This window comes from Polaribacter pectinis, from assembly GCF_014352875.1.
Classification (GTDB): Bacteria; Bacteroidota; Bacteroidia; order Flavobacteriales; family Flavobacteriaceae; genus Polaribacter; species Polaribacter pectinis.
The window spans coordinates 2,292,617-2,316,685 of the sequence record NZ_CP060695.1 but is presented as its reverse complement, the minus strand read 5'-3'; the positions used below and the strand labels follow the sequence as shown (position 1 = coordinate 2,316,685).

The following is a 24,069-nucleotide window of genomic DNA, read 5'->3' as shown; positions in this document are numbered from 1 at the left end:
AAACATTGATTTTGAGCAATTAACTCACTGCTTGCCAATCCAAGGATTTAATTTACCTCTCAATTTTTTTTCAATTTGAGTAATTAAAAATTGATTAATTTCTTTATGATCGCTTTTCAATTCAGGGGGTAATTCCCAATAGGAAAAGCTCATGTTTTCAGAAGTGAAAAATGTTCGGTCTTTCAGTTTTAAGCCATAAGTAGATGCATTTTTCTCGTGTGTTATATGCTCTTTAATTCTATTTCCTAGTGTTTCTGATTTACCAATATAAAAAACATATTTTTCGCTAGTTTTTATAGGAAGATGAAAGTCAAATCTACTCTTCACAATTTGAGGAAATTTTATATAACCTTTTTCAAGTCCAATCTTTTTCCAATCTTCTTCCAAACTTTTAAAGTCATAATTTTTTAAAGGTTTTATATAAAAAATATATATTCCAAAAGTGTTCGTAATTTCTAATTGATTAAAATTAGCAATTGTTTGTTGATTATCATTTAAGCGTTTAATAATTTCCTTAAAAAAATTGCTTTCTTCAAGGTGTATTTCTATATTTTTCCAAATATTTGAAAGTTCTTGTAATTTATTTTCTAATTCCTTCACGTACTTTATTTTTTATTTATATAAAGTATTATACAATTCCAAAACAGCAAAAGTATCCAACTTGCAATAAGCCAGCATATTTTTACGAGCTTCTTCTTTTTCTACTGGAGATAAATTTGCAAAACCTTTATAAACTTCTACTGTAGCCATTCCTTGCTGAATTTCTAAATCTTGATAAGAAAGATGAGGTAAATAAGTAGGCAAAACAACTTTTAATGACCAAGTTTTTTGGGTAGCTTCTGTTTTTATGTAATTACGAAAAATAACACCTAAATCTATTAACCGTTCTTTTATAGATTCTAAATCTTCTTCATATTTAGGGAAATCTCTAATGAAATTAGTAAGCATTGTTTTTTCAAAACTAGAGTACATCAAAATTTTACCATTGTCTGCTTTATGGTTTAAATTTTTGATCAGTTGTATGATTAAATCTTCTCTTGGGTCATCAATTCCATTTCCTAAAAACTCAAAATGTTCAGGTTCAGAATTAACATCTTTTTGATAGTGTAAACTATACTGAAATGGAATTTGTTGGTAAGGTCGTGAGTTATTATATTCCGGTATTCCATATTGTGCAGATTCAAAATCTAAAGAATAAATAGGAAATGGATTTTCATTTAAAAATTGTTGAACACCTTCCTCATTTTTGTAAATTATATCTGTGCCTAATTTGGGTTGATTAGCTCTTTCTTCTAATATTTCTTGATTTTCGGTTAATTGATGGCAATAGTTTGCAAATTCACAAGCATAAGGCTTCTCACAATGATTACCAATTAAAACAGTAGGTTCGTCTTGCTGATAAACCTCTAAAAAAGCAGCTATATTTTCAGGAATTTCAGGCAGATAACTTTGCATTCTAGAAAAGACACTTTCATAGGTAAATAATTCTTTCGGATTAATATCTCCGTTTCTAACATACATATTATCAAAATGCATAATAGAAATATCTTCAATTTCAATCCCTGCGTTTGTCATTACAAAATATTGAATAGCAGCATCTCTAACATGTTCTTCCTTAACTGAATTGGTGCTTTTAACTTCAAAAGCATGCCATTTTCCATCAATTTTATGCAACATATCTAAAGCAACTAATGTGCTTTCTGCAGCAAATGTAGCTTCGTAAATAGTAGTTTCTCCTTCATCAATAAGTTGTTTCGTTCTTGCAATTGCTTTGGAATCTGGATAATTAGAAACTAACGCTAATTGACCACCATCAAAATATTGTTGTGCTAAATCGCCAGCAGTATTTCCTTGACTAAATACTCTTTTTGTGCTATCAGAATAAAAAACTTCTTCTTTTTTAAACTTGTTTAACCACAATGCTTTTGTGCATTTTAATCCTTTTAAATATCTTGATTTTGATAACATACTTTTTCTTTTTCATTTTTCTTGCTCTATAAAATTACTACAATAACTCCAAATATGAGTAATTGATTCATTAAATTGTTCTGGATTCGTTTTTTGCTTAATTAACATACATTCGTGTAAGCTATTATTAGTGTCTATTGGAAAATCTCCTTGTTGTTTAAAATAGCCGCAATTAAAACAAGATTTTAATTTAATAGGCGCACATTTTTGCTCAAACTTTTCAGAAACTACTTTTAAATCATTTGTGTAATATTCAATAATTTTTTTAGGATTTATTTTCAAAAAAACACCCATATTTAACTCTGTAAAAGTTTGAATAAAATCATATTCTGAATTTGTTACTAAAACTTTACGTTTTCCTTCTTTTACGGATAGAATTGAATAAATTTCTTTTTCTAAACTTTCTTTGTGGGCGTATTTTTTAAAAGAAATATCTACATCCCAAATTTTTCTGGTGTGTAAATTCTCACCAAAATAATGTTCAAATTTATTGATGTTATGATGAATGCCTAACTCATAAAAATTATCGTCTTTTCTGTAAGAAATTATTTTTTCTCCGTTTGTAAAATAACAAGCACTATTATATATATGATGGAACGCTTTTTTAATAAAAGAATTATTTTCATTAATTGTAGCGTATAATTTTCGAATCAATAATAATTTCTGATCTCTATCATTTAGTTGAAATTTAAAAATAAATTCACATAAAAAAGGGGCAGTTTTAATTTTAAATACACCAAGTTTAGACTCTTTTTTCATCTTTTCTTATGCTTTATTTAAACAAATTTGTATTTCGTTTTCTTGACGATTTGTTGCTGTAATTTTCTTGTGTAGTTGTTTTAAATGACTTCTATAATAAAGATGATCTCCATTCTCTATAAAAACAGTTTTTTCTGTTGCAAAATCTTGAATTAAAAGTTCTAATTTGTTTTTATAAATAACTCTATTATCGCTTAAATAATTCGCTAACTCTATTAATAGTTTTTGTTCTTTTTCTAATGTTGATTTTGCCAGTTTAAAGGCTTTCTCCATCAAGGTTTTTGCTTCCTTTTCTATAATTCTTTTACTGTGTATATGTAAGTTGGTATTTGGAGAAGGAATTTCATAAGATAAATTTGTGCTTCCAAATCCGCTTTTTTTCAACATTGTTAGTATCATCTCTGTTGCTTTTTCAATATCATTTTCTGAACCTGCAGTTTTATTATCCTCTCCAAAAATGAGTTCTTCAGCAGCAATTCCTCCAAGTATCATTGCAACACGTGGTATTAATTCTTTTTTGGAAAAATATTTCCATTTAAATTGGGTTAATACAAAGCCATTAAAATTATCGTCCACAGAATTTGAGTACACATATTTCGGAACAGTTTTCATAAGCAAAGCAGCTAAAATTGCATGTCCGCTTTCGTGCACTGCAACAATGCTTTGCATATCATCTTTTTTGTTCGACTTATTTTTCTGGATATTTAACTCGATAGGAAACTCTTGATGAAATAGAACTGTTTCTTCATGCTTGTAATCACATTTTAAAGAATTGGCTTCTTCATAATTTATTTGAATATTATTTATCTCTTTATTATGATTAAATACTTCAGAAATAATAACCGAAATTTTACTTTTAATTAGATGATTAATTGTGGTTAAAACTGGTCTTACTCCCATTGTTGGATAAACACCTTCATTATAGATTAGTTGAATAATTGAAGTACCAAATTCTAATTTGATATCTGTCATTTTTAGAATGTTATTGCTAACTTTTACAAGCTCATTCTCTATTATTTTTTGATATGCCTTTTTATGAAGTGAAGGATAAATAATATGAATATTCCCTAATCGTGCAATTTGTTCATCCCTAAATCTTGCTTTTAAAGCTTTCTTTATCTTAAATATTGTAATCTTTTTAGAGCTTTTATAGAAATCATCTGCATCAATATCCATAGCATAATCTCCACTCATTGTAAATGCTTCATCCAAATTTCCTAAAACAAATATTAATGCTTTAGAAAAATCTTTTTTCACAGGTTTTTGTGCATTAGAAACCACTTTTTTCAAAAACTGAATTGTTTCTTCTCCATTCATCTTTAATACTACCTTTTCTACATCAGATTTTAGATGAAAACCCATAACATTTCCTGCTAATTCAATAATAAACTCGTAATTGTTTACATCTAAAAATAAATTAGATTTACTTTCTTTAGTATCTGTTTCGTCAAAAAATAAGTCCTTGCCATTTGTTACTTTTCCATTTTTAACTGTAATTCCTGCAGCTAAAAGATGCTGTAGTTTTTGTGCGGTTTCTTGTAGCCTCCAAACACCAAATCGAAACATATCATGTTGAATAATGCCAGAATCTAATAATTCCCAAATAACTCTGTTTTTATCTTCTTTCTCTTTTCTAAAAGGCCCATCTAAAGTTCTTGTATGCTGGAATTCGTCTAAAGCAATAATAACTGGCGCTGCACTTGAATTTTCACAAAGATCACTTATAGAACGTGTTATTGAGTTTTTTCCTTCAGTTTGTCCTAAATCTAATCGGTAAAAAATATTTTCTAAATCTATTAATTTTATCAACCTTTTAATAAGAGATGTTTTTCCAACACCTGTTAATCCCCATAAATTAATAACCAAAGGTCTTTCTTGAATTTTAGAAAGTGTAAACCAAGAATTCATATTATCTATAATGGCATTTATAGGCTCATCTATACCAATAAATTCTTGTTTTAAAGTAATTCTTGTGTTTTCTAAAACTGCAGTTTTAGTTTTAAATTCATTTTTAAGTTTTGCTAATTTCGTCTCCATCTTTTATCTATTATTAATTTGATACAAAGAACTAAAACAGATTCGCCATTTAGTGGCGTATTAAATAGATTTATAATTTTATCTGAAAATTAGGGATTATACTTTTCTTCTTTCATAGTAGATAACAAAACAAATCAAAAGAATTAAAAAGAGGGCAGGAAAATAGAACCCTAAAATAATAAGTGTTATTAAAAGAATTCCTAATATTCCTAAAATGGCTAATACTCCCAAAAACAAAAAAACTCTAATTCCAAAAACAATAGTTTTAGGAATTAGAAAAAGTAGTAATAGAAATATGATTACTGCCATTTTTAACTTTCTTTTTTAGGAGTAAGTAAATACAAAATTACTTCAACTTGATTTTCTGGATGTTCGTTTTCATTTACTTTTTGAACTCTTGCATCAAATTTTACACCTCGGTTTTTAAGAAGTAAAGAAAGTTGTCTGTTTTTATCTCTTGGAATGTAGCCTAATTTTAAGCCTTTTCTGTACAATGCAACAGCGTGCTTATCATATTTATTTCTCGGTTCTCTTTTCAGTTTTAGCTTTTTACCAATTTTTAATTTATTGAATGCAATTGAGCCTTCATAATAAGAAAAGCCAGCAATAGCAAATCGTAAAAAATAATCTCTTTTCATTTTTTTGTTTTTAAGATTCCATTACAAAGGTCTAATGTGTATTCGTCAAAACATGACGTAGTTGATTTTAAATTTTTATATTTGATAAAAAAAAGATGGCTAACTATTTTATTTCCTTAAAAATTCAATTACTAATCCAATATGTTCACGATTATAACTTTCCATCCAAAGAACAAATTATAGATTATTTGGCTGATAAAGATTTAGAGGTATCTTCGAGAACATTAGACAGATATTTTGCAAGAATTAGAGCAGATTTTGGAATTGAAATTTCTTACAATTCTTTGGAGAAAGGGTATTTTATTGATGAAGAAAAAAGTGTAAAAGTATCGTCTTTCTTTAAGTTTTTAGAGATTATACAAGTGGCAGATATTTTTTCTAATAGCTTAAAGGACAGTAATAAAATTTTAGAATATGTAAGTTTCGATGATTCTACAAACTTTATAGGAATAGAAAATTTAAAAGATATATTGTTAGCTATCAAGCAAGAGAAAGAAATAGATTTTATTCACGAAAACTTCGAAAAAAACTCAAAAAAGAAGTACATCATTACTCCACTAATATTAAAAGAATATTTGAATAGATGGTATGTTGTTGGCGCTATTAATGAAGATAATGAAATTAGAACTTTTGGTATTGATAGAATTTCAAACATAGAAATAACCAATTTATCAACTAAAAAAAGAGAAAATTACACTGAAAAATTAGAGAAATTTAAACACACTGTTGGGTTAACTTACTGGGAAGGAGATCCAGTAAATGTAAGTTTGTTAGTAGATGAATTGCATGTAAAATATATGCGAAGTCTTCCTTTGCACCAATCGCAAGTAATCTTACCTAAAAATAAAGATAATAAGCACCAAGTAAATTTTTATATTTATCCGAATTACGAATTTATGACTCAAATTTTAAAAATTGGTGCTGAAGTAGAAGTTTTGAGCCCAAAACATTTAAGGGATGATATTGTTAGAATGTTGGAGGCTAGTTTGAAGAATTATAAATAGTAATCAAACTTTAATAGAGTAATAATTTATAACTTATTTACATATTTAGTGTCAAAGGTATTTAAACTGCTAATAATTTTACAAATGTCAGAAAAACGGTGATTTTGTTGTTTATCAAAATTTAAATTTAAAGATGTTTTCAATAATTTTAAATCAGATAGAAGTCCATTAAAATTTAAGACTTCATCTTTTAATCCAAAATAAAAAACTAATTTTCATAAAATTTCTTATACAGGTAGATATTTTTCTTTTTTCTTTTATTACTCAATGCAAAGAAATGCACTATAGGTTTAATAAATAAAAAAAAACAAAATAGTAATAAAACAAAGTTACCTGCTAAAACACTTAAGATTAGAATAAAGAGTGCAGTAAAATAATTAGCTCTATAAATAAGTCTTCTAAATTCTTTCTTATTACTTTTCATTAGTTTTTTAATGTCATCATCCTCTTCAGTTAAGAATAATTTATCTTCATTACCCAAATAATAGCTTTTTAAGGCTTTACTTTTTTTGATGCTATTTGTTCTTATGTATTGATCTATGTTCATATTAAAATTCTATTTTCCCGCCGTTTAATAAGTCTTCAATCTCATTATCTGAAATTTTACTATTCGTGTTTGGGTTGTGAAATTCGTTAATTTTATTTGCTAAAGTATTTAAGGATAAAATTTCTGAAGTACTTTGCAATTCTAAAAATTCTTTTTTGTTGTTTTCGATTATATTCTTTAAGCTTAACAGCTTCTTTGAGTACTCAATCAAAAATATTTTTTGATTAAATAAATTCTCTTTTTTTAATATTTTCTTTTCTTGTTTTATTGCTTTAGTATTAATTACGTTAAGAATTACAGTTATACCAGTATCAATAATTTCTCTTTTTTGTAATCGGTTAAAAGAGTTCATATTATTAGTATTCTCACTTTTTTTTAAAATTAAATCTATAATTATTTCTTTGTTATCACTATTGATAATTAATTCATTTGATAAATTCTGAATACTCTTTAATAGAAAGAGTTTGTTAGTCTCTATATTTAAATAATTAATTTCTCTATTTGAAATAGGTTTTAGTTTCATTACCTTATTTGATTAGATTGTTAAAATATTTACTTCCAAAACACCTTTAGAGCTTATTGAAACTTCTTTAACAGCTTCTAATAATTTTTTTAATTCCTCTTTTGATTGACTTGATGTTTTAAATATTGCGTTTATATTATCAGAATTAAGTTTTAACTCATTTTCAATACTTTTATCTCTTAATTCTAAATTTACGATATCTGTATTTATATCAATTTTAAGTTTTTCTTCATTTTTTTTATCTTCCTTTAATTTTTGGTAATTGTCTTCAAAAGGTTTACAATGAGTATTCCAATCATTTAATGTGTCTTTATATAATTTTTTAGAATTTGAAGGTGAAATAATTGAATATAATCCTTTTGGTTTTTCTGGTATCAAAGATACTAAGTAATTATATTCAAAATTTTGACTATCTATTGAAGTAGTCAGCATTGAATGAATATAGTCACAGTAATCTATTTGTTTATTTTTGTCTAACAACTCTGCTTTAATTTGTCTTTTCTCAATAATTAAGCTTGAGTTGGAATCCCTTAAATTTTTTATTTCAGAATTTTTAATTATTTTTTTATAATAAGGGGTGATTTTATTTAGAATTATATCTATAACTTTATTTGTAAATAAGATTAGTTGAGGGGTTAATTTATCTCTAATTTCTGTTTGTAATTTTCCTAACTTTAAAATGTCATTCATGATTCGTTCTGAATCAGACTGCATCCCTTGTTTTAGTTTTTCAATATCTAATTCTATTTGAGCTATTGTTTTTTTTGCTTGACTTCTAGAGTTAATTACAGCCAATCCACTTTTCACTAAAAAGCCAGTAGCAGCAGTTGCCGCATTAGTTTTAATGTCAGCGTTAGTTAATATTCCTTTGCTTTTTGATAATTTTTCTGCAGATGATAAGAAGTTATTAAACCCTTCTTTACTTGCCATAGAAATAGCTCTCATCTGTTGAGAATGGAAATCTTTAAATAATTCTATTTCATCATTTATAACGTTATAGAATAACTCTAATTTTGGGTAAGTGTCTTCAAAATCTGTCCAAACTATTTCTGAAAATTTAAACATTTCAGGCTCAGAAGTTTTTATAGAATCTCCAAATAAGTCAATTAGTAATTTTAATAAATCTTCTCTAATAAGTTTCAATCTGTTTCTAGTTAGTTCAAAATCAGAAATTAAATTTAGATTAATATCTTTTACATACTCGTAAGTTTGAATAAGATTCTCGTAACCATTTTTAATTTCAAATGCATGTTCTCTGTAGGATTCTACTTTACCGCTTCCAGTAATAGATATGGTTTTTTCTCTTTTTATTAAGTCAATATCGTTTATTATAGAATTTATAAGTTGTATACCATCTATATCTTTAATTACTTCATTTTGGTTTGTAATTAAGTTAAAGTTATTTAATTCTGTGTTAGGTTTTTCTACATTTAAGCAAAAAATATTATCATCTACTCTATTTGGATTGTATACTTTATTTTTACCGTCATTTTCTATTATATTATTTACCAAAGCTTCTTGTATACTTTTTGAATAAGATGCTTTTTGATATGAATCCTTGAGAAGATTTTTTAGATAAATCCCTTCTTTAATATCAACTTTATGTTCAAATTTCAAGTAGTTAACTAATTCCCTTCTATTTATAATTGTAGATTTTAATGAAAGTTCTTGTGATTTTTTTATAACACTATCAATTAAATTATTATAGATGCTTTTAATATTTGGCTGTATAATTTCATCATGTGTCATATTTTTTGTATAATAATTATTAATAAATTGTTGTTCTAAAATTTAATGGCTGAATTTGTAAAAAATAAGGATTAATTATCTCAAGATAACTAAACTAATTTCAAAACAAAAACTTAATTGCATTGGAGAATTTTAGCTGGAAATGTTCATTTACTTTCATTTTTTCTTTAAATGTTAAAAAAGAGAATAGCAATCTTATTTTTTAAGATTTTAAATGTATCACGTTTTATTCAAAAAAACAAATACTTTCTAATGCTAAATTATAAATTGGGTACGTCAAATTAAGTCGTATCTAATTTTTTAAGTATATTTAATAAATTAAATTATAAGTTTAAAAAAAAACCTAAATTACACTCAAAATAATACAATAATAATCATATCTAAACTGAACACGTTTTAGAACACGATTTAAATAATAAAAAGGTTAAAATTAAGTAAATCAATGATTTACTTGAGCTCATAACCCGAAGGTCACTGGTTCGAGTCCAGTTCCCGCTACAAGGCTTAACGTTAATTAAATCAACGAATTGTGTCTCACAATTCGTTTTTTTATGTCTTCAATTTTCTTACTTTTACAAAGAGTACACGAAAACGTACACGTTTTGCCTATGAAATTGAATTATTCAGAACCAAAAATCTACACTGGTGGTGTGGATATTTCTATGTGGTCTAAACTAACACCCAAAGAGAAAAAAGCATCACTTGAGAAGCCATGGTATGTTTATTTTTCATTTCGAAATCCAACAACAGAAAAATTAGTACGTCAGCCAAATATAAAAGCTGGCGCAAACAAATTAAAAAACAAGAAGGAGCGTTATGCTTTTTTAAAGACGATGCAACAAGCTTTGTTAGAATTGTTGCAATATGGTTTTAATCCCTATGAAGATAACAGTGCTTTGGAAGAAGCTATTTTTTCAGATGCCACACAGAAGAGCAAAAACAAAGCAACAGAAAAACAACAAGAAAGCAACAGTAAGGCAATAGAACAGCAACAGCCAACTATTAAAGAGACAAATGCTACGTCTATTTTAAGTGCTTTTGAATTCACTTTAGATTTAAAAGCAAATATGATGAACAAAAATTCTTTTGTTCAGTATAAGAGCAGGATAGGTCTTTTTGAGAAATGGTTAAAAGAGAAAACTTATTTCGATAATCCCATCACCTTTATAACAAAGAAAATAATTATTGAGTATCTAAATGATGTTTTAAAAAGAACGAGTGCAAGAAATCGCAATAATTCTAGAACAGATATTGCATCTATGTTTCAGCTTTTGGAAGATAATGAAATCGTAAAAGAAAATTTCGTACGTAAAATTGCTGTTTTGAAAACAGTACCAAAAAGAAATAAAACATACACCCCAAAACAAGAGAAAGATATTTACGAATATATGAAAAGTGAAGATCCACATTTATTACTATTTGTAAAATTTATTTCCTATAGCATATTAAGACCTATTGAGATATGTAGGTTAAAAATTGCTGACATTGATGTTATAGACAAGAAAATATACGTTAAAGCAAAGAACAAACCTGTACAAATTAAAAGACTGCCAACTATTTTATTGGATAGCCTACCAGATTTATCATTAAAAGACCCAAAAGCCTTCCTTTTTGGTAGATTTGAAATAGGAGAAGATTGGGATGCAGAAGAAACTAATAAAAGAAACGAATTTTCTAAACGCTTTAAAAAAATTAAAGAACACTTCAAGTTAGGTACGGAATTTGGAATGTATAGCTTTAAACATACTTTTATTACGAAGATGTATAACAGTTATAGGAATCAAGGTAAATCTCAACATGAAGCAAGGAGTATGTTGATGCCAATTACAGGACATTCAACAATGGTTGCATTAGAGAAGTATTTAAGAGATATAGATGCCGAGTTACCAGATGATTATTCAGTATTATTAAGAAAATAATTAAAAACAAAAATGCATAGAAAAAGTAAGTTTTGGTCTTGTATTAAGAAGAATACAGATTTTTATGATTTGACAAGAGAGCAACAAATTGATGCCCTAATAAATGGCGGAGTTTATGTTTGTTACAATTCTGCATCATCATCATCATCATCAAAATTAATTGTAAAAGACAACGTTCTATACCTGCCAGATTTAAGCATAAAAAAGAAACCATCAGAAGATTTATTAGATGAGTTTTATGATTACGTTCTAGATATTAGCCAAAGTGATATTGATACTCACTTTTATCTTTTTTTTAAAAACTTTAACGATAGTGTTTTCGGAATGGAGTTTTTAGAGCAAAAAAAGGTAGCTCGTGAACTTTTTATAGAAATTTATGATAGCGTAGATGTAAAAGGAATAGATTTTTTAAAAAAGGAATTTTCCAAAAACGGAATAGAAAATTTAAAAGAGTATAATCGGTTTTTAAAATTAAAAAGTGTAAGAAAAGCAAAGTGTTCAGCGCTAGCTACTGATGATTCATTAATTTCATTTTTAGGTGGTAATGAAGCCTATTTTAAGTCTTCTGAATTCTTAGAGCATAATAATTTTTTATCTATGCTTGATTTTGAAAAACAATTAAAAGTTTTAATTAGTTTGAATGACCGTTATCAATTTACAGAAGATGTAGTGTTTAGTAAATTGGGTAAATTGAAGGATCGGTATAAAAAATATCAAAACACATTCTCAAGTTTTGATGTATTTAGATTTACAAATAATTTTATTGAAGAATTAAACGAAAACAAACCCTCTAATATTGATAGCTTACACCAAGCTTTATTAGAATTGAATTTGATACAAGCAAAGAAAGAATCTTTTATCAACTACCTAAATACTGAACATAACACTCCAACTACTAAATTAAGAAATTATGCTAGAGACGTAAATCGGTCTCACGATTTTAGAGTGCTCAAAATTAAGGAGCAACTCAAAGAATTGATTTCTTAAAGAGGATGAATTCCGCATTTGACATAAAATACTTCACACAGACATAAAAAGACATCCTTCGGACATCTATTTCTAACCCCTTTCTGTACCTATAATCTTTAACTTCGAATAGACCTTAGTTATCGATTAGAAATGAATTCAGAAATAGTTTATCAAGTAGCTAAAGCCCTTCCAAAAGAGGAGCAATTGTTGTTGTTTGAAAAACTAAAAAAAGATTTCATGTTCTCAAAAACAAACAATAAAATAAGCAGCAAGCAATTAAAAAAAGAAGATGCTATTGATTATTTATTGGCTCATGTTTTTAACAAATAGGGGTAAAATATTGTAATAAAGAACGATTAAACATTAATCTTACGTAAAATTAACGCATAATGGAACCAAGAATGTATGTGTGTGAATATTGTAAAAAGGAATATTTACCAAAAAGAAGAAGGGTACAAAAGTTTTGTAGTGATAGTTGTCGTGTTCGAAAACATCAATTAAAAAGCTCAAAAATCAGTAAAGAATTATCTCTAAAAGAAAATATCGTCCAGAAGGAAAAAACAAAAATAGAAGCAGTCAGCTTCGCTGGTGTAGGAAATGCAGCTTTAGGAAATTTGGCAGTAAAAACATTAAGTACTCTTTTTACTAAAGAAGAAAACAAACCAGCAACAAAGGGAGATATACTAAAATTAACAAAATTAATTAGGTATCAAGAAATTAGAAATTTATCCAAGGACTTGTTAGGTAAAAAACCTTTTTTTGATTCCTTTCTTTGTATAGTTGTGTATAAATAAAAATCATTGTTTTAAACGACTACAAAAATCCAGCGAAGCTGAACAAATAAACCTTAAAATGCTTTTTTACTACAGTTCATTGTTAACGGTCTAGTATAACTGTTAGTTACGGGTTAATATGCGTTAATATTCGGTTTGGCACTAACTTTAGCAATTCCGAGTGGATTCGGATGTAGTCGAATCCACTCGGAATTGTGGTTATACATTGTTGTAGCCAGTTTTTATTTTTTCCATTTTATTTTTACAGCTGATATTTTGTCCATTTCTAATCTGTTTTCTGTCAGTTTTTCAAATCCGTTTTGCAGATAAAAATTCAAAGGTGAAATGTAAGCTTCACCATTTTGCTTTTTATCTCTATTATGGTCAATTACCCAACCATTTAATTCTGATTCTTTTTCTTTCGCAAGATTGAGGATTTTTGTTCCGAGTCCTTTTCCGAGAAACTTTGAATCTAAAATTATTGTAAACCACTTTTCTTTATCACGAATAAAATCAAAATACCAGCCTTTAATACTTTGATTTTCACTTTTCATTAAAATATGCGATTGTTCGGCCAAATTTTCGAGATACCTTTCAAATTCCAAAAGCGTTTGATAATTCAGTTTTTCTGGATATTGAGCATTCCAAAGATTTAGAATCTCTTTTTTATCGATTTTTGACAGTTCTATCTTCTCAATAAATTCCACTTTTCGTTTGTTTGGTCGAATTGGCTACAACGTGTTTTATTCACTAAAGTTAGCAAAAAAACCGAATAGAAAATCCGCGAGGATTTTCGTAAGTAAGCGATAAACAAGTAATTAATTATACGAGGTGTCGGCATTTAGTTGTTTTTATTCAGACTTTTAATTATTCAGTTTAATTCCGTTTTCCGATTTCCCAGGGTTTGAGTAAATTCGGTTAGCGATTTATTCCGCAAACTTTAACAATTCCGATTGAGTGAGTAATTCCACAACTTGCTAAATTCCCCATTTAATTCAGGTTTTGCTTTTAATTTAGTTTAAGATTTTACATAAAAGCTAACAATCCATATCATCCTATTAATCTTTTAATTTTTTTGTTGCCAAAAATGATAGTATCGTTATAATAATTCCGATTATTATTGCTGCAAATGCTTTAACATTTACATCAAAATTTAAGTTTTCAAAATTCAAATCTGTAATTCCCAAAGTCAAAATAAGTATTCCCATAAATTTAATAATTCCGATTTTTTTCATTTTAAGTCAGTTTTTTAAGTTAATTATGTTGTGTTGCGCCCATGAATGCCAACATTGTTGTGTAGGATTATTGGCGTGTTTAAGAACCTGTTTAGTAAATAAAAACCTGATAGCAAATTCGCGAGAATTTTCTTATGTAGTCGAGAAACAGCCATTAATTATTCACTCCGTTGTGCAAAGTTTATATTTTGTTCTATTATCGATTATAACTCTAAATTTTTGACATTTCTATTTTAATTTATTTCTATCCATTTTAACCAATGCGAAACTACAGTATTTAAGTAATCTTTTTTTTTAGTTGAATCTTTGTCATGTTCTTTCTTTTGATAATAATGATCTAACCCAACATAAGCGTTAAATGTGAAATTTGTTTGATTTTCTTTTATCGTTTCAATATGAAACATGTCACAAAATGGAGCTCCTTCATCTGAAGTGCCATAAGTAATTAAAATTGGTATTTTTAGTCTTTTTAAAACATTGTTCTCATTTTGAGAAAAGGAATAAGTTCCATAATTTGTATTCCAACCTTCGTTTCTGTTTTTTGCTAACGGATATTTAACAACATCTTTCCAATATTCAAGGTCTTTTTTAACCCAATCACTCTCTTTCTTTTTTTCTAATCTTCTGTCTTGTTGAATCATTGCTAATATTCGAGGATAATAAGGTGTGCCACCAGAATAAATGAGATGAGTAATTTCGTCTATTTTATCAGCCATATGAGTTGCAATAGTACTTCCTTCGGAATGTCCTGCAACAACTATTTTGGTTGTGTCTACCCAATCTTGTTTTTTTAAAAAATTAATGACAGCACTATTTCGTTCTACGTAATATTCAAGTTTATTATTCTCTAAATATTTTTGTGGATACTTTCCCGTTTTTAAATCTTTATACTGTCCTCTTGTAAGACTATCATTATGGATTATTAGAGGAAGACCAGGTTTATTTACCATAACTAAATGATAATCATTTTCAGTGTAACCTTCAGATAGAGATACATAGGAAACACGTTGTTTGTTATTATGAACAATCAATGGAACTGCAGTAGAGCCCTGAACCTCAAAGAATATTGGTTTCTTAATATTTTCTTCTCCTTTTTTTGACTTCACTAATACATCAATTGTATCATTTTCAATTATATATTGAAAGTGCCTAAAACCAAAGTCTTCAGCTTTCTTTTGAGAGTGAAAATTAGTTGAAATAGAAATAAATAACAATAAGATGATTTTTTTCATAAGTTTTTTTGTCTATTTAATACAATCTATTCATTGAATATTTAAATTCCTTTTCTAAAAAAAATTCAAGTTCTACTGCTTTAATTTTTCTAGCAACAATAACCCCTTCTTCATCAATTAAAACATTATCAGGTATGGCTGTAACTCCGTAAATATTGGCAGCATTATTTTCATTGCCATTAAGTTCAGAAACGTTTATCCATGGAAGTTTATCTTTTTTTATTGCCTCAAGCCAATGGTCTTTAGATCTGTTATGAGATACTCCAATTATTTCAAATCCTTTATTATGAAATTCTTTATAAATTTTTACTAATTTTGGGTTAGCAACTCTACAAGGTCCACAGTTTGAGCTCCAGAATTCAATTAAAGTAAATTTGCTTAAAATGTCTGAAACTTTTATAAGTTTTCCATTTTTATCTGGTTGCTCAAAATCAATATATTTTTCACCTATTTTAGGATTTGTTTTAGCATTTAAGTAATCGTAAATTTGTAAACCCTCTTTAGAGTTTTTATTTTTACTGGAAAGTTTATCATATAATTCTGAAGTTGTTTTTTTGCCCCATTGCCTTTTGTAATCTGTGAGAATTTCTAAACTAATTAGTGAATTAGGATTCTCTACAATAAAATCTTGATTTATTTGAGCAAACTCGGTTTCATATTCCCATAATAGTTTAGAAAGACTATCTTTTCTAATATCATTTTTAGAAATAGTCATTAGAGTATTACTTATAGCAAGCAATTTTGGTTTTGTTTTTTTTAATTTTTTGTTTAGTAAATCAGCCTCTTTTTGAGTATTAGAACCTTGTACCTCTCCATCTTTCAACTTACCTCTAGTTCCATAAACATCAATAATTTTATTTTCTAACCAAAAACTTTTATAATCTCTCGAATTTTTAATAATTAAGAATACTCTTGTAGGCTTATCTAATTTTCCCTTAAAAGTGAATCTATCATTTTTTAAAATTGTAGAATCTACATTTTTATTATTGATTCTTAATAAAATAGTTTCACTATCTTTTGCATTTGTAACTGTACCTTTTAAGACAAAATAATTTTTATCTTCTGTAATCTCACAACTAATAAAAATTACAAATAGAATAAGACCCAATGTTAAATTTTTTAATTTCATAGTATTTAACTTTTGTATATGGACATTGTTAATCAAATAATTAAATTATTATGAAAAGCTTAATTTTTATTATTTTTAATAGCTTCAAATAATTTTCTAGTTCCATCGCTCAACTTACTGTAATCATTTAATTTTGTATATTTTTTTTTATTAAACTTATTATCTGTGCCTTCTTGTATATCTTTATTTTTATGATTCATATTTTTTTTGAAATTTAATTTAGCCCATACTTTTTCTGCATTTCTGCCATTAATTTTAAGGCATCTTCTTGCGCCTTTTTTGCTGCAGCTTGTGCTTCTGCAATTTGATTATTTGCTTGGTTTATTGCTTTATTTTTTTCTTCTTCAATTAAGGCTTTATCATCTATAAGTTTCTGTTCTTTTTGCTGTTTTTTTTCTGCAGCAGCAGTTTCTTTTGCTGTAAACCAAGATAAAATTTCTTCATTATTTGGTATTTCTATCGCCAAATTAAAATCTACATCTACAATTGCATCATTGTATGAATTATAAACATCTATTAATTGAGATTGTAAATCGTTAAAAAATAAAACTTTATCTTCTTTTTCTAATATTCTAAAAAATAACATAGGCAACATTGTTAAACTACCTTCAACTGCTTTTTTTAGTTGCGCTTTTACTTGCTGATTATTTTTTGAAACCTCATAGATAATTTCTTTAACATTGTTATTGTTAGCTTCTAAATCTAATTGGTATTTCTCAATTCCTTCAAAACGATCTTGCTGTCTTTTTAAATTGTTCCAAAATCCTTCTTGACTATATAATTTATCTTTTTCTGTAATTAAATTTTCTTTATTATAAAAAGCGACCTTAAACATCATTATTGCTGTTTTAACAGCGATAATGAAAGCATTAACATCAACTTTTTCTAAATTTTGATGATATACTCCATTTGATATGTAGTATCCATGAGAAGTTTTTTGTGCTATTCCTAAATATTCACTTATTTTATCTTCGAATAATGTAGTTGCCATAATTATAAAATTTTTGAGTCTATTTTCGATTTACTATGTGTCATTTTTATAAGAGTTTTACTCCATCCGTTTGAGTTCCAGTTTTGAATAAATGAGATGTATTCTGCATAATGATCTCCATTTTCTTTGTAGATAGCTACACCCATTAAACCTCTATCTATGAGTATATCATGATGATAGGTGTTAATCCATTTTTTTCCTCCGTTAACAATTATTCTTGCTCCCTTAATATTTGGATTTTCCCTCTCAAATGCCTCCAAAAAATCTTTGTTCATAGCAGGGTTATTTGCTAAATCTTGCGGTAATTTTCTAACTAAATCAGACTCATCTCTTCCTAAACCTACGTTTTCTGCAGCGGTTTGAATTGTTTTTCCTATTAACTCTAAACCTTTGTCTCTTAAATCAAAACCTGTTCCTATAATTTTTCTTAAGTTGATCATTTTTTAAATTTTTTCTTTAATTCGTTAATTCTGTTGCATTCAGAGGCTAAATTGGCGTTAGGGTTAGTTTTTTTGATTTTCTTAATACTCGATTTTATTTTTTTAACATCTTCGGATAATTCAAGTAATTCAATATTTTCTAAATCTTTACTTAATTTATCAATTTCACTTTTCAAATTTTGATAATCTAAATATGCTTTGTCAGAAGGTTTAAGTTCCATAAGCTTACTTTCATCTTTATTACCAATACATAAATTTGTAATTTTTGTAAAAGCATTATCAATTGCTTTGTTCATTGCTTTTTTCTTTAGACTTTTAAGGTCAAATTGAGCATTCGTATTCTGTGTTGCTAATAAAGATAGCAGTAATACCGAAATGGATAGAATGTGTTTTTTTTTCATAATATATTTAGTTTTAATTATTAATTTACTTTTTTACAAGAAACTCTCTCTCTTGCAATTGCGCCACCATATTGTGCAGGAGTTCCCCAACCAGAACCTGTTGGATAAGCTCTAAAACTATATTCGTGAAAACCACATTTTCCTTCTGCAGTTTTATAAGGAAATGCAGCAGAAATTTCTCTGTATTTTTGTTTGTAAGGAGGAGAAAAAACACGCCATTGACTTCGCATTATTGTTTTGGTATATTTTTCTTTATACCCATTTTTGTTCATCACTTTTAAAAGAATTGCTTCTAAACCTGCATTTCTATAGGCTGCTTTTGGTAATTCGTTTGCTTCAATAAACGCTTCAAATTGTTTGTTTTCTACTTCAGTATAATATTTAGGTCCTTTACCTTTAGACAAGTTCATTGTAAAACTACCTTTATATGTAACAACACCTGTTTTTAACGAAATAACATTGGTGCTAACTTGCCATGTTTTTTTTCTTGGCGTTTCTTTTCCCATTCCTCTTGCCATTTGAACAGGTGTAATGTTTTCGTGTTTTATATCGTTTTTTAAATTGGTTTTTAAATTTGGAACTAACACAAATTGGTAAGTAGTTTCTGAAGTATTCCAAGCAGGATAAATTAAAAACATTGTTTTTTTGTAACCACCCTCATCTATAGGAGAAAAACGATCTAAAGTTAAGCCAGATGTAGGGTCTTTTACTATTAAAGATGCACCTGCACCCATTGGGTTTCCTGAAGCGCTTAAAGCATTAGGGTCTCCAATAGCATCAATAATTGGCGCACTTAAATACATAGTTGCATAAATAGCATCTCCAGGTTCAAAAATAGGGTTTATTTCTACAGAGGCTTCATTACCTGGTTTATAAGGTACTTTTGTAAAAACAATTTCGTTCATATGTTCTTTGTGAAATTCTCCTGTGTAAACTGCTGCCAACTCTTCTTCTGCATCAGCTAATTGTCTTTCTGCACTATCTTTTATTTCATTTAATGTTGCATTATCTCCCCCAATTGCAGCAAAACCTCTAACAACTTTTAAAACTCTTTTAGACATTTTACTTTTCTTAACACCGTCAGAATTATTAACTTCATCTAACATTTTGTACAAATTAGCGGGTATTTGATACGTTGTAAGTGTAGTTTCTAAATTTTCTAATTTATCTTTTAACTGTTTTCCTTGGCTATCTAATTTCCCAGCGTTTTCAGCTGCAGACATTTGTGAGAGCATTTTTTTTCTATCAAAATTTACAACATCATCAAATACTTTATTCTGTGTTGCAAAACGAGCATTTTCAAACATTCCTCCAGCAAAATTGTAATAATTATCAATAAAAAAAGTAAAGTTGTAGTTTGCCTTTGCAAAATCTTGCTTGTTGTTTGCTAACGATTTACTTGCGCCAGATAATGCTTTTAATCGTGAGCATTCTGCCGAAATATTTGCATTTGGCTCTTTTTTTAAAAGGAATCCTATATAGCGTTCTGCATTTTTTAAATTGTTTTGCATTTTTAACAATTCGCCTGCCGCAGAAGCTTTTTCTGCTAAATCTAATTGTTTTCTAAAGTTTTTTAGAGAAGTAAATGCTCTGTCTCCTTGAACTACGGTAATATTTCCGTTTGCGTTGTCGCAAGCAGATTGTGAAAATGAATTTTGTGCACTCATTATAATTGTAAATAGTAAGGTTGTTGTTAAAATTTGTTTCATATTGTGTGTTAATTTTGAACTATTTTTATGATTGATATTGCTGTTTCTTTTCCATCAGATATTTCTACAATGGCAATTACAGGATCTATTTTTTTATTTTCTTTTGGATAATAATCCACCAAAAAAAGATTATCATTTTCTTCGTTAATGTGTAAAACTGCTTTATTGGTGTTTTGACTTATTATAGAATATTTTAAATCGTCATCATTTAAATTTGTTGCAAAAACAAAACCTGCAAAAACATTTTTTTGATTAAAATCGATTTCAAAAGTTTGATTTTTAGTTATTGGAGGTTTATTTGATTTAAAAGGTTTACAACCAAACAAAACAAATCCTATTAGTACTGTTAGAGTTCACCTCATATATTAATTGTCTGTTTTTTTAAGGTACTATTCTCTTTCTTTACTTAAAGCTTTAATCTCACTATCCGTTAATACTCTATTAAATATTTGAAAGTCATCCATAGCACCATTAAATTTAGCTACAGGATAATCGTTTGCTAAAGCACCTAAAGTTAATGGAAAGCTGCTTTGAATATCTGGATAATTAGCACCATCTCTTTTAGTAATTTCGAGGCCATCAATATATATTTTTATAGAATTATTTTTTATTGTTAAACACTTCGTCTTTACTACATGAAAATAACAAGATTAATATTACTAAATAGTTCCAAAAATTTATTTTGTTTGAATTTTTCATAATGTTTTTTTTAATTTTCTTCTAAACTTAAAATTTTCACTTCTGCGTCTGAAAGTCTTCTATCATAAATTATGAAATTATCTAAAGAACCTAAAAATAGACTCGATTGACTACCTATACGTAGTGTTTGATTTCCATCTGAACTAAGTTTGTGAAAAGGAGTTATTGCATTAGTACTATTAAACTCAACACCATCAACATATAATTTTAAATTATCACCAGATTGAGTAATTGCAAAATGTATCCATCCATTAGATTTAACAGTAAAATTTTCCGCAGAAATATTTCCTCTTGTTTCTTTAGGTCCCTCTTTAAAATATACATACAAACTTACTGAACCAGTTTGTGCGTTTTTCAAGTATAATAACTGAAATAAAGAACCATCATCAAGTAAATAACCATTTCCAGATTCAGAGATTTTAATGTGTCCGCTAATAGTGAAAGAGTTTGCTTGAGATATTGTTGATGTATTATGTTTAAAAACAACGTTTTTAGCAGAATTAGGATTTGTAAATGCATGATTCTGTTGATTATCAAAACCAGTTGTTAAACTAGGTATGCCAGTTGTAGTTGAAATGTCAAAATCTGCATGATTGTTATTTCCACTGCTATCAACCGCATAATTTTTAGAGTTATCACTCATTTGGTAATGAGCAATAAGCCCATTTGTTGGTGGAGAAATATTGTTAATATTTATTGTTATTGTTGCAGTAGATGTTAGTGTTCCGTTGGAAACTTCTATTTTTGCTGTAAAAGACATTGTTTTTTCATAATCGTAATTACTAAATTCTTTAACTACTAAATTTCCATTGTTAGCATCAATATTTAAAAAGCCTAATGCAGGAGTTTCTGATAAAATTTTATAGGTTAAGGGTAAATTTTGTGCGTCTGTTGCAGTAATTGTTCCTATAGCATCATCTTGTGCTGGGTTTTCATCAATAGAAAATGTTTGATCACTAATTAAAGGAGCTTGATCTATTTCGTCTGTTATTTTTATAGTAATTGTTGCTTCTGCACTTGCGCTTCCGTCAGAAACTCTAACAATAGCTGTTAAACTTTGGTTTATTTCAAAATCGAAAGCAGTTGCATCGGATATTTGTAAAACTCCTGTGTTTTCTTTTATGGCAATAGCATTAGAAACACTTTGTGATACAATTGAGAAAATTAAGTTTTCATTATCTGGATCCGTTGCTATTACTGTTCCTAAATCTGCTATTAAATTACCTTCCGAAATTATAAACTCTTGATTTTCTACAACTGGTGGTATATTAACTTCGTCTTTACTACATGAAAATAACAAGATTATAATTACTAAATAATGCCATATGTTTATTTTAATTGAATCTTTCATAATAATTAGATATGTTAAAAAATTTTATTTAATGAATTATAAGTTGGTTTATCTCAGATTGAGATAGTGCTCTTCTATAGATGAAAAAGTCATCTATCTTTCCCTGAAATCCACTTCCAATACTGACATTATTATTTGTAAAAAATATAGACTCTTTTCCTGTCATTGAAGTTGTTTTTACAAGTTGACCATCAACATAAAATTTAAACTCAGTAGCGTTAAAAGTAAATGCTAAATGATGCCAATTTGAATCTATTTTTATTTCATCGGTATTACTAATAAGGTGATATTTTGTTCCAGTAGATGCTCCTAAATAAAAACATATAATATTAATATCATCTGCATCATTAGGATTTACGAGTGTAGAAATACCAAAACCTGTTTGAGCGTTATTACGATTTTCAATAAGAAAAGAAGAAAAAGATGGTTTTTCTATCCAACCAGCAATTGTTAAGTCACTACCATTGTTATAAAGAGATGACTTTGTTTCCAAAGCACCATTGTTAGGTTGGGTTATGCTATGGGCGCCATTTAGAAGACCATTAAAACCATCTGATTTTGTAACAGTTCCTATAATTTGAGCATTCTCATTCTTTCCAGACAAATCAGGAGACATATTATTTCCAATAATATTTCCAATAGGGTAGTATGCTGCAATATCATTTGTTGGGTATTGATTATCATTTAGATTTACTGTAATAAGTGCAGAATCTTTTATTACGGAATTATCAACTTCAACAGTTATTTCTAATTTTGTATTTATTTCGTAATCAAAAGCATCAATCTTAGCAACAGTTAACTCGCCACTATTAGAAATAGAAAATACATCAGAACCACTTTGTTGTACTATTGAATAAGTAAGTGTTGCGTTTTGTGGGTCGTTAGCAATTACTTGTCCAATAACAAAATTTTTAGAAGGACTTTCATTAATAGTAAATGTTTGATTTTGAATTGTAGGAGACTGATCTATAACATCTACAATATTTATTGTTAATTTTGCTACTGAACTTAATGTTCCATTAGAAACTTCTATTTCTGCTGATAATGAAGTTAGTGTTTCAAAATCATAAATTTTCGGTTCTTTTACTGTTAGTTTACCATCGGAAGTATCTATATTTAAAAAATCTGAAGCGGGAGTTTTTGATAAAATTTTATAGGTTAAAGGTAAATTTTGTGCATCAGTCGCAACGATAGTCCCAATAGTATCTCCTTGTGCTGGATTTTCATCAATAGAAAATGTTTGATCACTAATTAAAGGAGCTTGATCTATTTCGTCTGTTATTTTTATAGTAATTGTTGCTTCTGCACTTGCGCTTCCGTCAGAAACTCTAACAATAGCTGTTAAACTTTGGTTTATTTCAAAATCGAAAGCAGTTGCATCTGATATTTGTAAAACTCCTGTGTTTTCTCTTATGGCAATAGCATTTGAAACACTTTGTGATACAATTGAGAAAATTAAGTTTTCATTATCTGGGTCTGTTGCAATTACTGTTCCTAAATCTGCTGTTAAATTACCTTCCGAAATTATAAACTCTTGATTTTCTATAACTGGTGGTAAATTAACTTCGTCTTTACTACAGCTATAAAGAAATGTTAACAAGCAAGCTACAGTTAAAATTATATTGCGTAAATGTTTCATATTTATTTTTTAAATAAGTTTATAGCCCAAGTTAAAATAAAGGAATACTCATACCACTACCCATTTTGGGTAGTTTTTTGATCTAATTATTATGTTAGACAACAATCTATAATGTTTAAAAATAATTTAAAAGATTTTTTTTTTAATAATTTTTACAATACCAAGAATTAAACCTAAGGCAAATAGTATTAATATTTTTTTATTAATATCAAGACCAGGAGGGGGAGGGGGAGTAATTGGTGGTGGTGCAATTTGTAGTAGAAAGTTTAACATGTTTTAATAATTTATTTAAAACTCAAAAGAAATGGGTATAATTTATTTGGGGATAAACTATGATATTACAATTGAGGCAAAAGT

25 protein-coding genes are annotated in these 24,069 nt (G+C 27.7%); 5 read left to right on the top strand and 20 right to left on the bottom strand.

The window, feature by feature from the left end; genetic code table 11:
- Positions 1–24: 24 nt before the first annotated feature.
- The 5 genes from H9W90_RS10280 to H9W90_RS10260 all read right to left on the bottom strand — a co-directional run bounded on the left by H9W90_RS10280 (position 25) and on the right by H9W90_RS10260 (position 5,402).
- Positions 25–600, bottom strand: coding sequence for a GIY-YIG nuclease family protein (locus H9W90_RS10280; RefSeq protein ID WP_187481512.1), 576 nt, complete (start codon positions 598–600; stop codon positions 25–27).
- 12 nt (positions 601–612) lie between these two features.
- Positions 613–1,968, bottom strand: coding sequence for a DUF2779 domain-containing protein (locus tag H9W90_RS10275; RefSeq protein WP_187481511.1), 1,356 nt, complete (start codon positions 1,966–1,968; stop codon positions 613–615).
- A gap of 12 nt (positions 1,969–1,980) precedes the next feature.
- Entirely contained in the window at positions 1,981–2,727 is a 747-nt protein-coding gene (locus tag H9W90_RS10270; RefSeq protein ID WP_187481510.1) for a hypothetical protein, read from the bottom strand.
- Positions 2,728–2,733: 6 nt separating this feature from the next.
- Positions 2,734–4,764, bottom strand: a complete 2,031-nt coding sequence (locus tag H9W90_RS10265; RefSeq protein ID WP_187481509.1) for a ClpB D2-like domain containing protein — start codon at positions 4,762–4,764, stop codon at positions 2,734–2,736.
- Between the two features lie 311 nt (positions 4,765–5,075).
- A complete protein-coding gene (locus H9W90_RS10260) occupies positions 5,076–5,402 on the bottom strand; it encodes an HIRAN domain-containing protein (RefSeq protein ID WP_187481508.1) in 327 nt (108 codons plus the stop codon).
- A 95-nt stretch (positions 5,403–5,497) separates the two neighbouring features.
- On the opposite strand from H9W90_RS10260, the gene H9W90_RS10255 reads away from it, so the two are divergent.
- Positions 5,498–6,406: a helix-turn-helix transcriptional regulator gene (locus H9W90_RS10255; RefSeq protein WP_187481507.1), complete on the top strand. Its 909-nt coding sequence runs from the start codon at positions 5,498–5,500 to the stop codon at positions 6,404–6,406.
- A 548-nt stretch (positions 6,407–6,954) separates the two neighbouring features.
- Here the strand turns inward: H9W90_RS10255 and H9W90_RS10250 are convergent.
- Together H9W90_RS10250 and H9W90_RS10245 are read right to left on the bottom strand one after the other, a co-directional pair.
- Positions 6,955–7,476, bottom strand: coding sequence for a hypothetical protein (locus H9W90_RS10250; protein ID WP_187481506.1), 522 nt, complete (start codon positions 7,474–7,476; stop codon positions 6,955–6,957).
- 12 nt (positions 7,477–7,488) lie between these two features.
- Positions 7,489–9,225: a hypothetical protein gene (locus tag H9W90_RS10245; protein WP_187481505.1), complete on the bottom strand. Its 1,737-nt coding sequence runs from the start codon at positions 9,223–9,225 to the stop codon at positions 7,489–7,491.
- Positions 9,226–9,776: 551 nt separating this feature from the next.
- On the opposite strand from H9W90_RS10245, the gene H9W90_RS10240 reads away from it, so the two are divergent.
- From H9W90_RS10240 to H9W90_RS10225, 4 genes are all read left to right on the top strand, one after another.
- Entirely contained in the window at positions 9,777–11,144 is a 1,368-nt protein-coding gene (locus H9W90_RS10240) for a tyrosine-type recombinase/integrase (RefSeq protein WP_187481504.1), read from the top strand.
- Positions 11,145–11,156: 12 nt separating this feature from the next.
- A complete protein-coding gene (locus tag H9W90_RS10235; protein WP_187481503.1) occupies positions 11,157–12,131 on the top strand; it encodes a hypothetical protein in 975 nt (324 codons plus the stop codon).
- A gap of 132 nt (positions 12,132–12,263) precedes the next feature.
- Complete coding sequence (locus tag H9W90_RS10230; protein ID WP_187481479.1) at positions 12,264–12,443, top strand: hypothetical protein; 180 nt, start codon at positions 12,264–12,266, stop codon at positions 12,441–12,443.
- A gap of 59 nt (positions 12,444–12,502) precedes the next feature.
- Positions 12,503–12,907: a hypothetical protein gene (locus H9W90_RS10225; protein WP_187481502.1), complete on the top strand. Its 405-nt coding sequence runs from the start codon at positions 12,503–12,505 to the stop codon at positions 12,905–12,907.
- A gap of 221 nt (positions 12,908–13,128) precedes the next feature.
- Here the strand turns inward: H9W90_RS10225 and H9W90_RS10220 are convergent, their stop codons facing one another.
- The 13 genes from H9W90_RS10220 to H9W90_RS10160 form a co-directional block, all read right to left on the bottom strand.
- Positions 13,129–13,593 carry an N-acetyltransferase gene (locus H9W90_RS10220; protein WP_187481501.1) on the bottom strand — a complete coding sequence of 155 codons (465 nt, stop codon included), beginning with the start codon at positions 13,591–13,593 and terminating at the stop codon, positions 13,129–13,131.
- Between the two features lie 351 nt (positions 13,594–13,944).
- Positions 13,945–14,121 (bottom strand): hypothetical protein, encoded by a 177-nt coding sequence (locus H9W90_RS10215; protein ID WP_187481500.1) that lies wholly within the window; start codon positions 14,119–14,121, stop codon positions 13,945–13,947.
- Positions 14,122–14,354: 233 nt separating this feature from the next.
- On the bottom strand, positions 14,355–15,353 hold the full coding sequence (locus tag H9W90_RS10210; RefSeq protein ID WP_187481499.1) for an alpha/beta hydrolase: 999 nt from the start codon (positions 15,351–15,353) through the stop codon (positions 14,355–14,357).
- A 16-nt stretch (positions 15,354–15,369) separates the two neighbouring features.
- Positions 15,370–16,482: a TlpA disulfide reductase family protein gene (locus H9W90_RS10205; protein WP_187481498.1), complete on the bottom strand. Its 1,113-nt coding sequence runs from the start codon at positions 16,480–16,482 to the stop codon at positions 15,370–15,372.
- 59 nt (positions 16,483–16,541) lie between these two features.
- Entirely contained in the window at positions 16,542–16,682 is a 141-nt protein-coding gene (locus H9W90_RS10200; protein WP_187481497.1) for a hypothetical protein, read from the bottom strand.
- A 14-nt stretch (positions 16,683–16,696) separates the two neighbouring features.
- A complete protein-coding gene (locus H9W90_RS10195; protein WP_187481496.1) occupies positions 16,697–17,473 on the bottom strand; it encodes a hypothetical protein in 777 nt (258 codons plus the stop codon).
- Between the two features lie 2 nt (positions 17,474–17,475).
- Complete coding sequence (locus H9W90_RS10190) at positions 17,476–17,913, bottom strand: hypothetical protein (protein WP_187481495.1); 438 nt, start codon at positions 17,911–17,913, stop codon at positions 17,476–17,478.
- Positions 17,910–18,314: a hypothetical protein gene (locus H9W90_RS10185; protein WP_187481494.1), complete on the bottom strand. Its 405-nt coding sequence runs from the start codon at positions 18,312–18,314 to the stop codon at positions 17,910–17,912. Before H9W90_RS10185 ends, H9W90_RS10190 begins: the two co-directional genes overlap by 4 nt.
- Positions 18,315–18,334: 20 nt before the next feature.
- Positions 18,335–20,023, bottom strand: a complete 1,689-nt coding sequence (locus H9W90_RS10180; protein WP_187481493.1) for a hypothetical protein — start codon at positions 20,021–20,023, stop codon at positions 18,335–18,337.
- Positions 20,024–20,031: 8 nt separating this feature from the next.
- Positions 20,032–20,349, bottom strand: a complete 318-nt coding sequence (locus H9W90_RS10175; RefSeq protein WP_187481492.1) for a hypothetical protein — start codon at positions 20,347–20,349, stop codon at positions 20,032–20,034.
- A 63-nt stretch (positions 20,350–20,412) separates the two neighbouring features.
- On the bottom strand, positions 20,413–20,592 hold the full coding sequence (locus tag H9W90_RS15525; RefSeq protein ID WP_367890073.1) for a LamG-like jellyroll fold domain-containing protein: 180 nt from the start codon (positions 20,590–20,592) through the stop codon (positions 20,413–20,415).
- 140 nt (positions 20,593–20,732) lie between these two features.
- Entirely contained in the window at positions 20,733–22,073 is a 1,341-nt protein-coding gene (locus H9W90_RS10165) for a LamG-like jellyroll fold domain-containing protein (RefSeq protein ID WP_187481491.1), read from the bottom strand.
- A gap of 28 nt (positions 22,074–22,101) precedes the next feature.
- Positions 22,102–23,712 (bottom strand): LamG-like jellyroll fold domain-containing protein, encoded by a 1,611-nt coding sequence (locus H9W90_RS10160; protein WP_187481490.1) that lies wholly within the window; start codon positions 23,710–23,712, stop codon positions 22,102–22,104.
- Positions 23,713–24,069: the final 357 nt, after the last annotated feature.

What these genes read in the sequence shown, in the direction of transcription:
- H9W90_RS10200 (WP_187481497.1), bottom strand. Translation starts at nt 16,682, where the DNA reads ATGAATCATAAAAATAAAGATATACAAGAAGGCACAGATAATAAGTTT.
- H9W90_RS10230 (WP_187481479.1), top strand. Translation starts at nt 12,264, where the DNA reads ATGAATTCAGAAATAGTTTATCAAGTAGCTAAAGCCCTTCCAAAAGAG.
- H9W90_RS10195 (WP_187481496.1), bottom strand. Translation starts at nt 17,473, where the DNA reads ATGGCAACTACATTATTCGAAGATAAAATAAGTGAATATTTAGGAATA.
- H9W90_RS10165 (WP_187481491.1), bottom strand. Translation starts at nt 22,073, where the DNA reads ATGAAAGATTCAATTAAAATAAACATATGGCATTATTTAGTAATTATA.
- H9W90_RS10210 (WP_187481499.1), bottom strand. Translation starts at nt 15,353, where the DNA reads ATGAAAAAAATCATCTTATTGTTATTTATTTCTATTTCAACTAATTTT.
- H9W90_RS10215 (WP_187481500.1), bottom strand. Translation starts at nt 14,121, where the DNA reads ATGAAAAAAATCGGAATTATTAAATTTATGGGAATACTTATTTTGACT.
- H9W90_RS10270 (WP_187481510.1), bottom strand. Translation starts at nt 2,727, where the DNA reads ATGAAAAAAGAGTCTAAACTTGGTGTATTTAAAATTAAAACTGCCCCT.
- H9W90_RS10185 (WP_187481494.1), bottom strand. Translation starts at nt 18,314, where the DNA reads ATGAAAAAAAAACACATTCTATCCATTTCGGTATTACTGCTATCTTTA.
- H9W90_RS10180 (WP_187481493.1), bottom strand. Translation starts at nt 20,023, where the DNA reads ATGAAACAAATTTTAACAACAACCTTACTATTTACAATTATAATGAGT.
- H9W90_RS10205 (WP_187481498.1), bottom strand. Translation starts at nt 16,482, where the DNA reads ATGAAATTAAAAAATTTAACATTGGGTCTTATTCTATTTGTAATTTTT.
- H9W90_RS10265 (WP_187481509.1), bottom strand. Translation starts at nt 4,764, where the DNA reads ATGGAGACGAAATTAGCAAAACTTAAAAATGAATTTAAAACTAAAACT.
- H9W90_RS10255 (WP_187481507.1), top strand. Translation starts at nt 5,498, where the DNA reads ATGGCTAACTATTTTATTTCCTTAAAAATTCAATTACTAATCCAATAT.
- H9W90_RS10275 (WP_187481511.1), bottom strand. Translation starts at nt 1,968, where the DNA reads ATGTTATCAAAATCAAGATATTTAAAAGGATTAAAATGCACAAAAGCA.
- H9W90_RS10235 (WP_187481503.1), top strand. Translation starts at nt 11,157, where the DNA reads ATGCATAGAAAAAGTAAGTTTTGGTCTTGTATTAAGAAGAATACAGAT.
- H9W90_RS10245 (WP_187481505.1), bottom strand. Translation starts at nt 9,225, where the DNA reads ATGACACATGATGAAATTATACAGCCAAATATTAAAAGCATCTATAAT.
- H9W90_RS10260 (WP_187481508.1), bottom strand. Translation starts at nt 5,402, where the DNA reads ATGAAAAGAGATTATTTTTTACGATTTGCTATTGCTGGCTTTTCTTAT.
- H9W90_RS10160 (WP_187481490.1), bottom strand. Translation starts at nt 23,712, where the DNA reads ATGAAACATTTACGCAATATAATTTTAACTGTAGCTTGCTTGTTAACA.
- H9W90_RS10190 (WP_187481495.1), bottom strand. Translation starts at nt 17,913, where the DNA reads ATGATCAACTTAAGAAAAATTATAGGAACAGGTTTTGATTTAAGAGAC.
- H9W90_RS10225 (WP_187481502.1), top strand. Translation starts at nt 12,503, where the DNA reads ATGGAACCAAGAATGTATGTGTGTGAATATTGTAAAAAGGAATATTTA.
- H9W90_RS10250 (WP_187481506.1), bottom strand. Translation starts at nt 7,476, where the DNA reads ATGAAACTAAAACCTATTTCAAATAGAGAAATTAATTATTTAAATATA.
- H9W90_RS10240 (WP_187481504.1), top strand. Translation starts at nt 9,777, where the DNA reads ATGTCTTCAATTTTCTTACTTTTACAAAGAGTACACGAAAACGTACAC.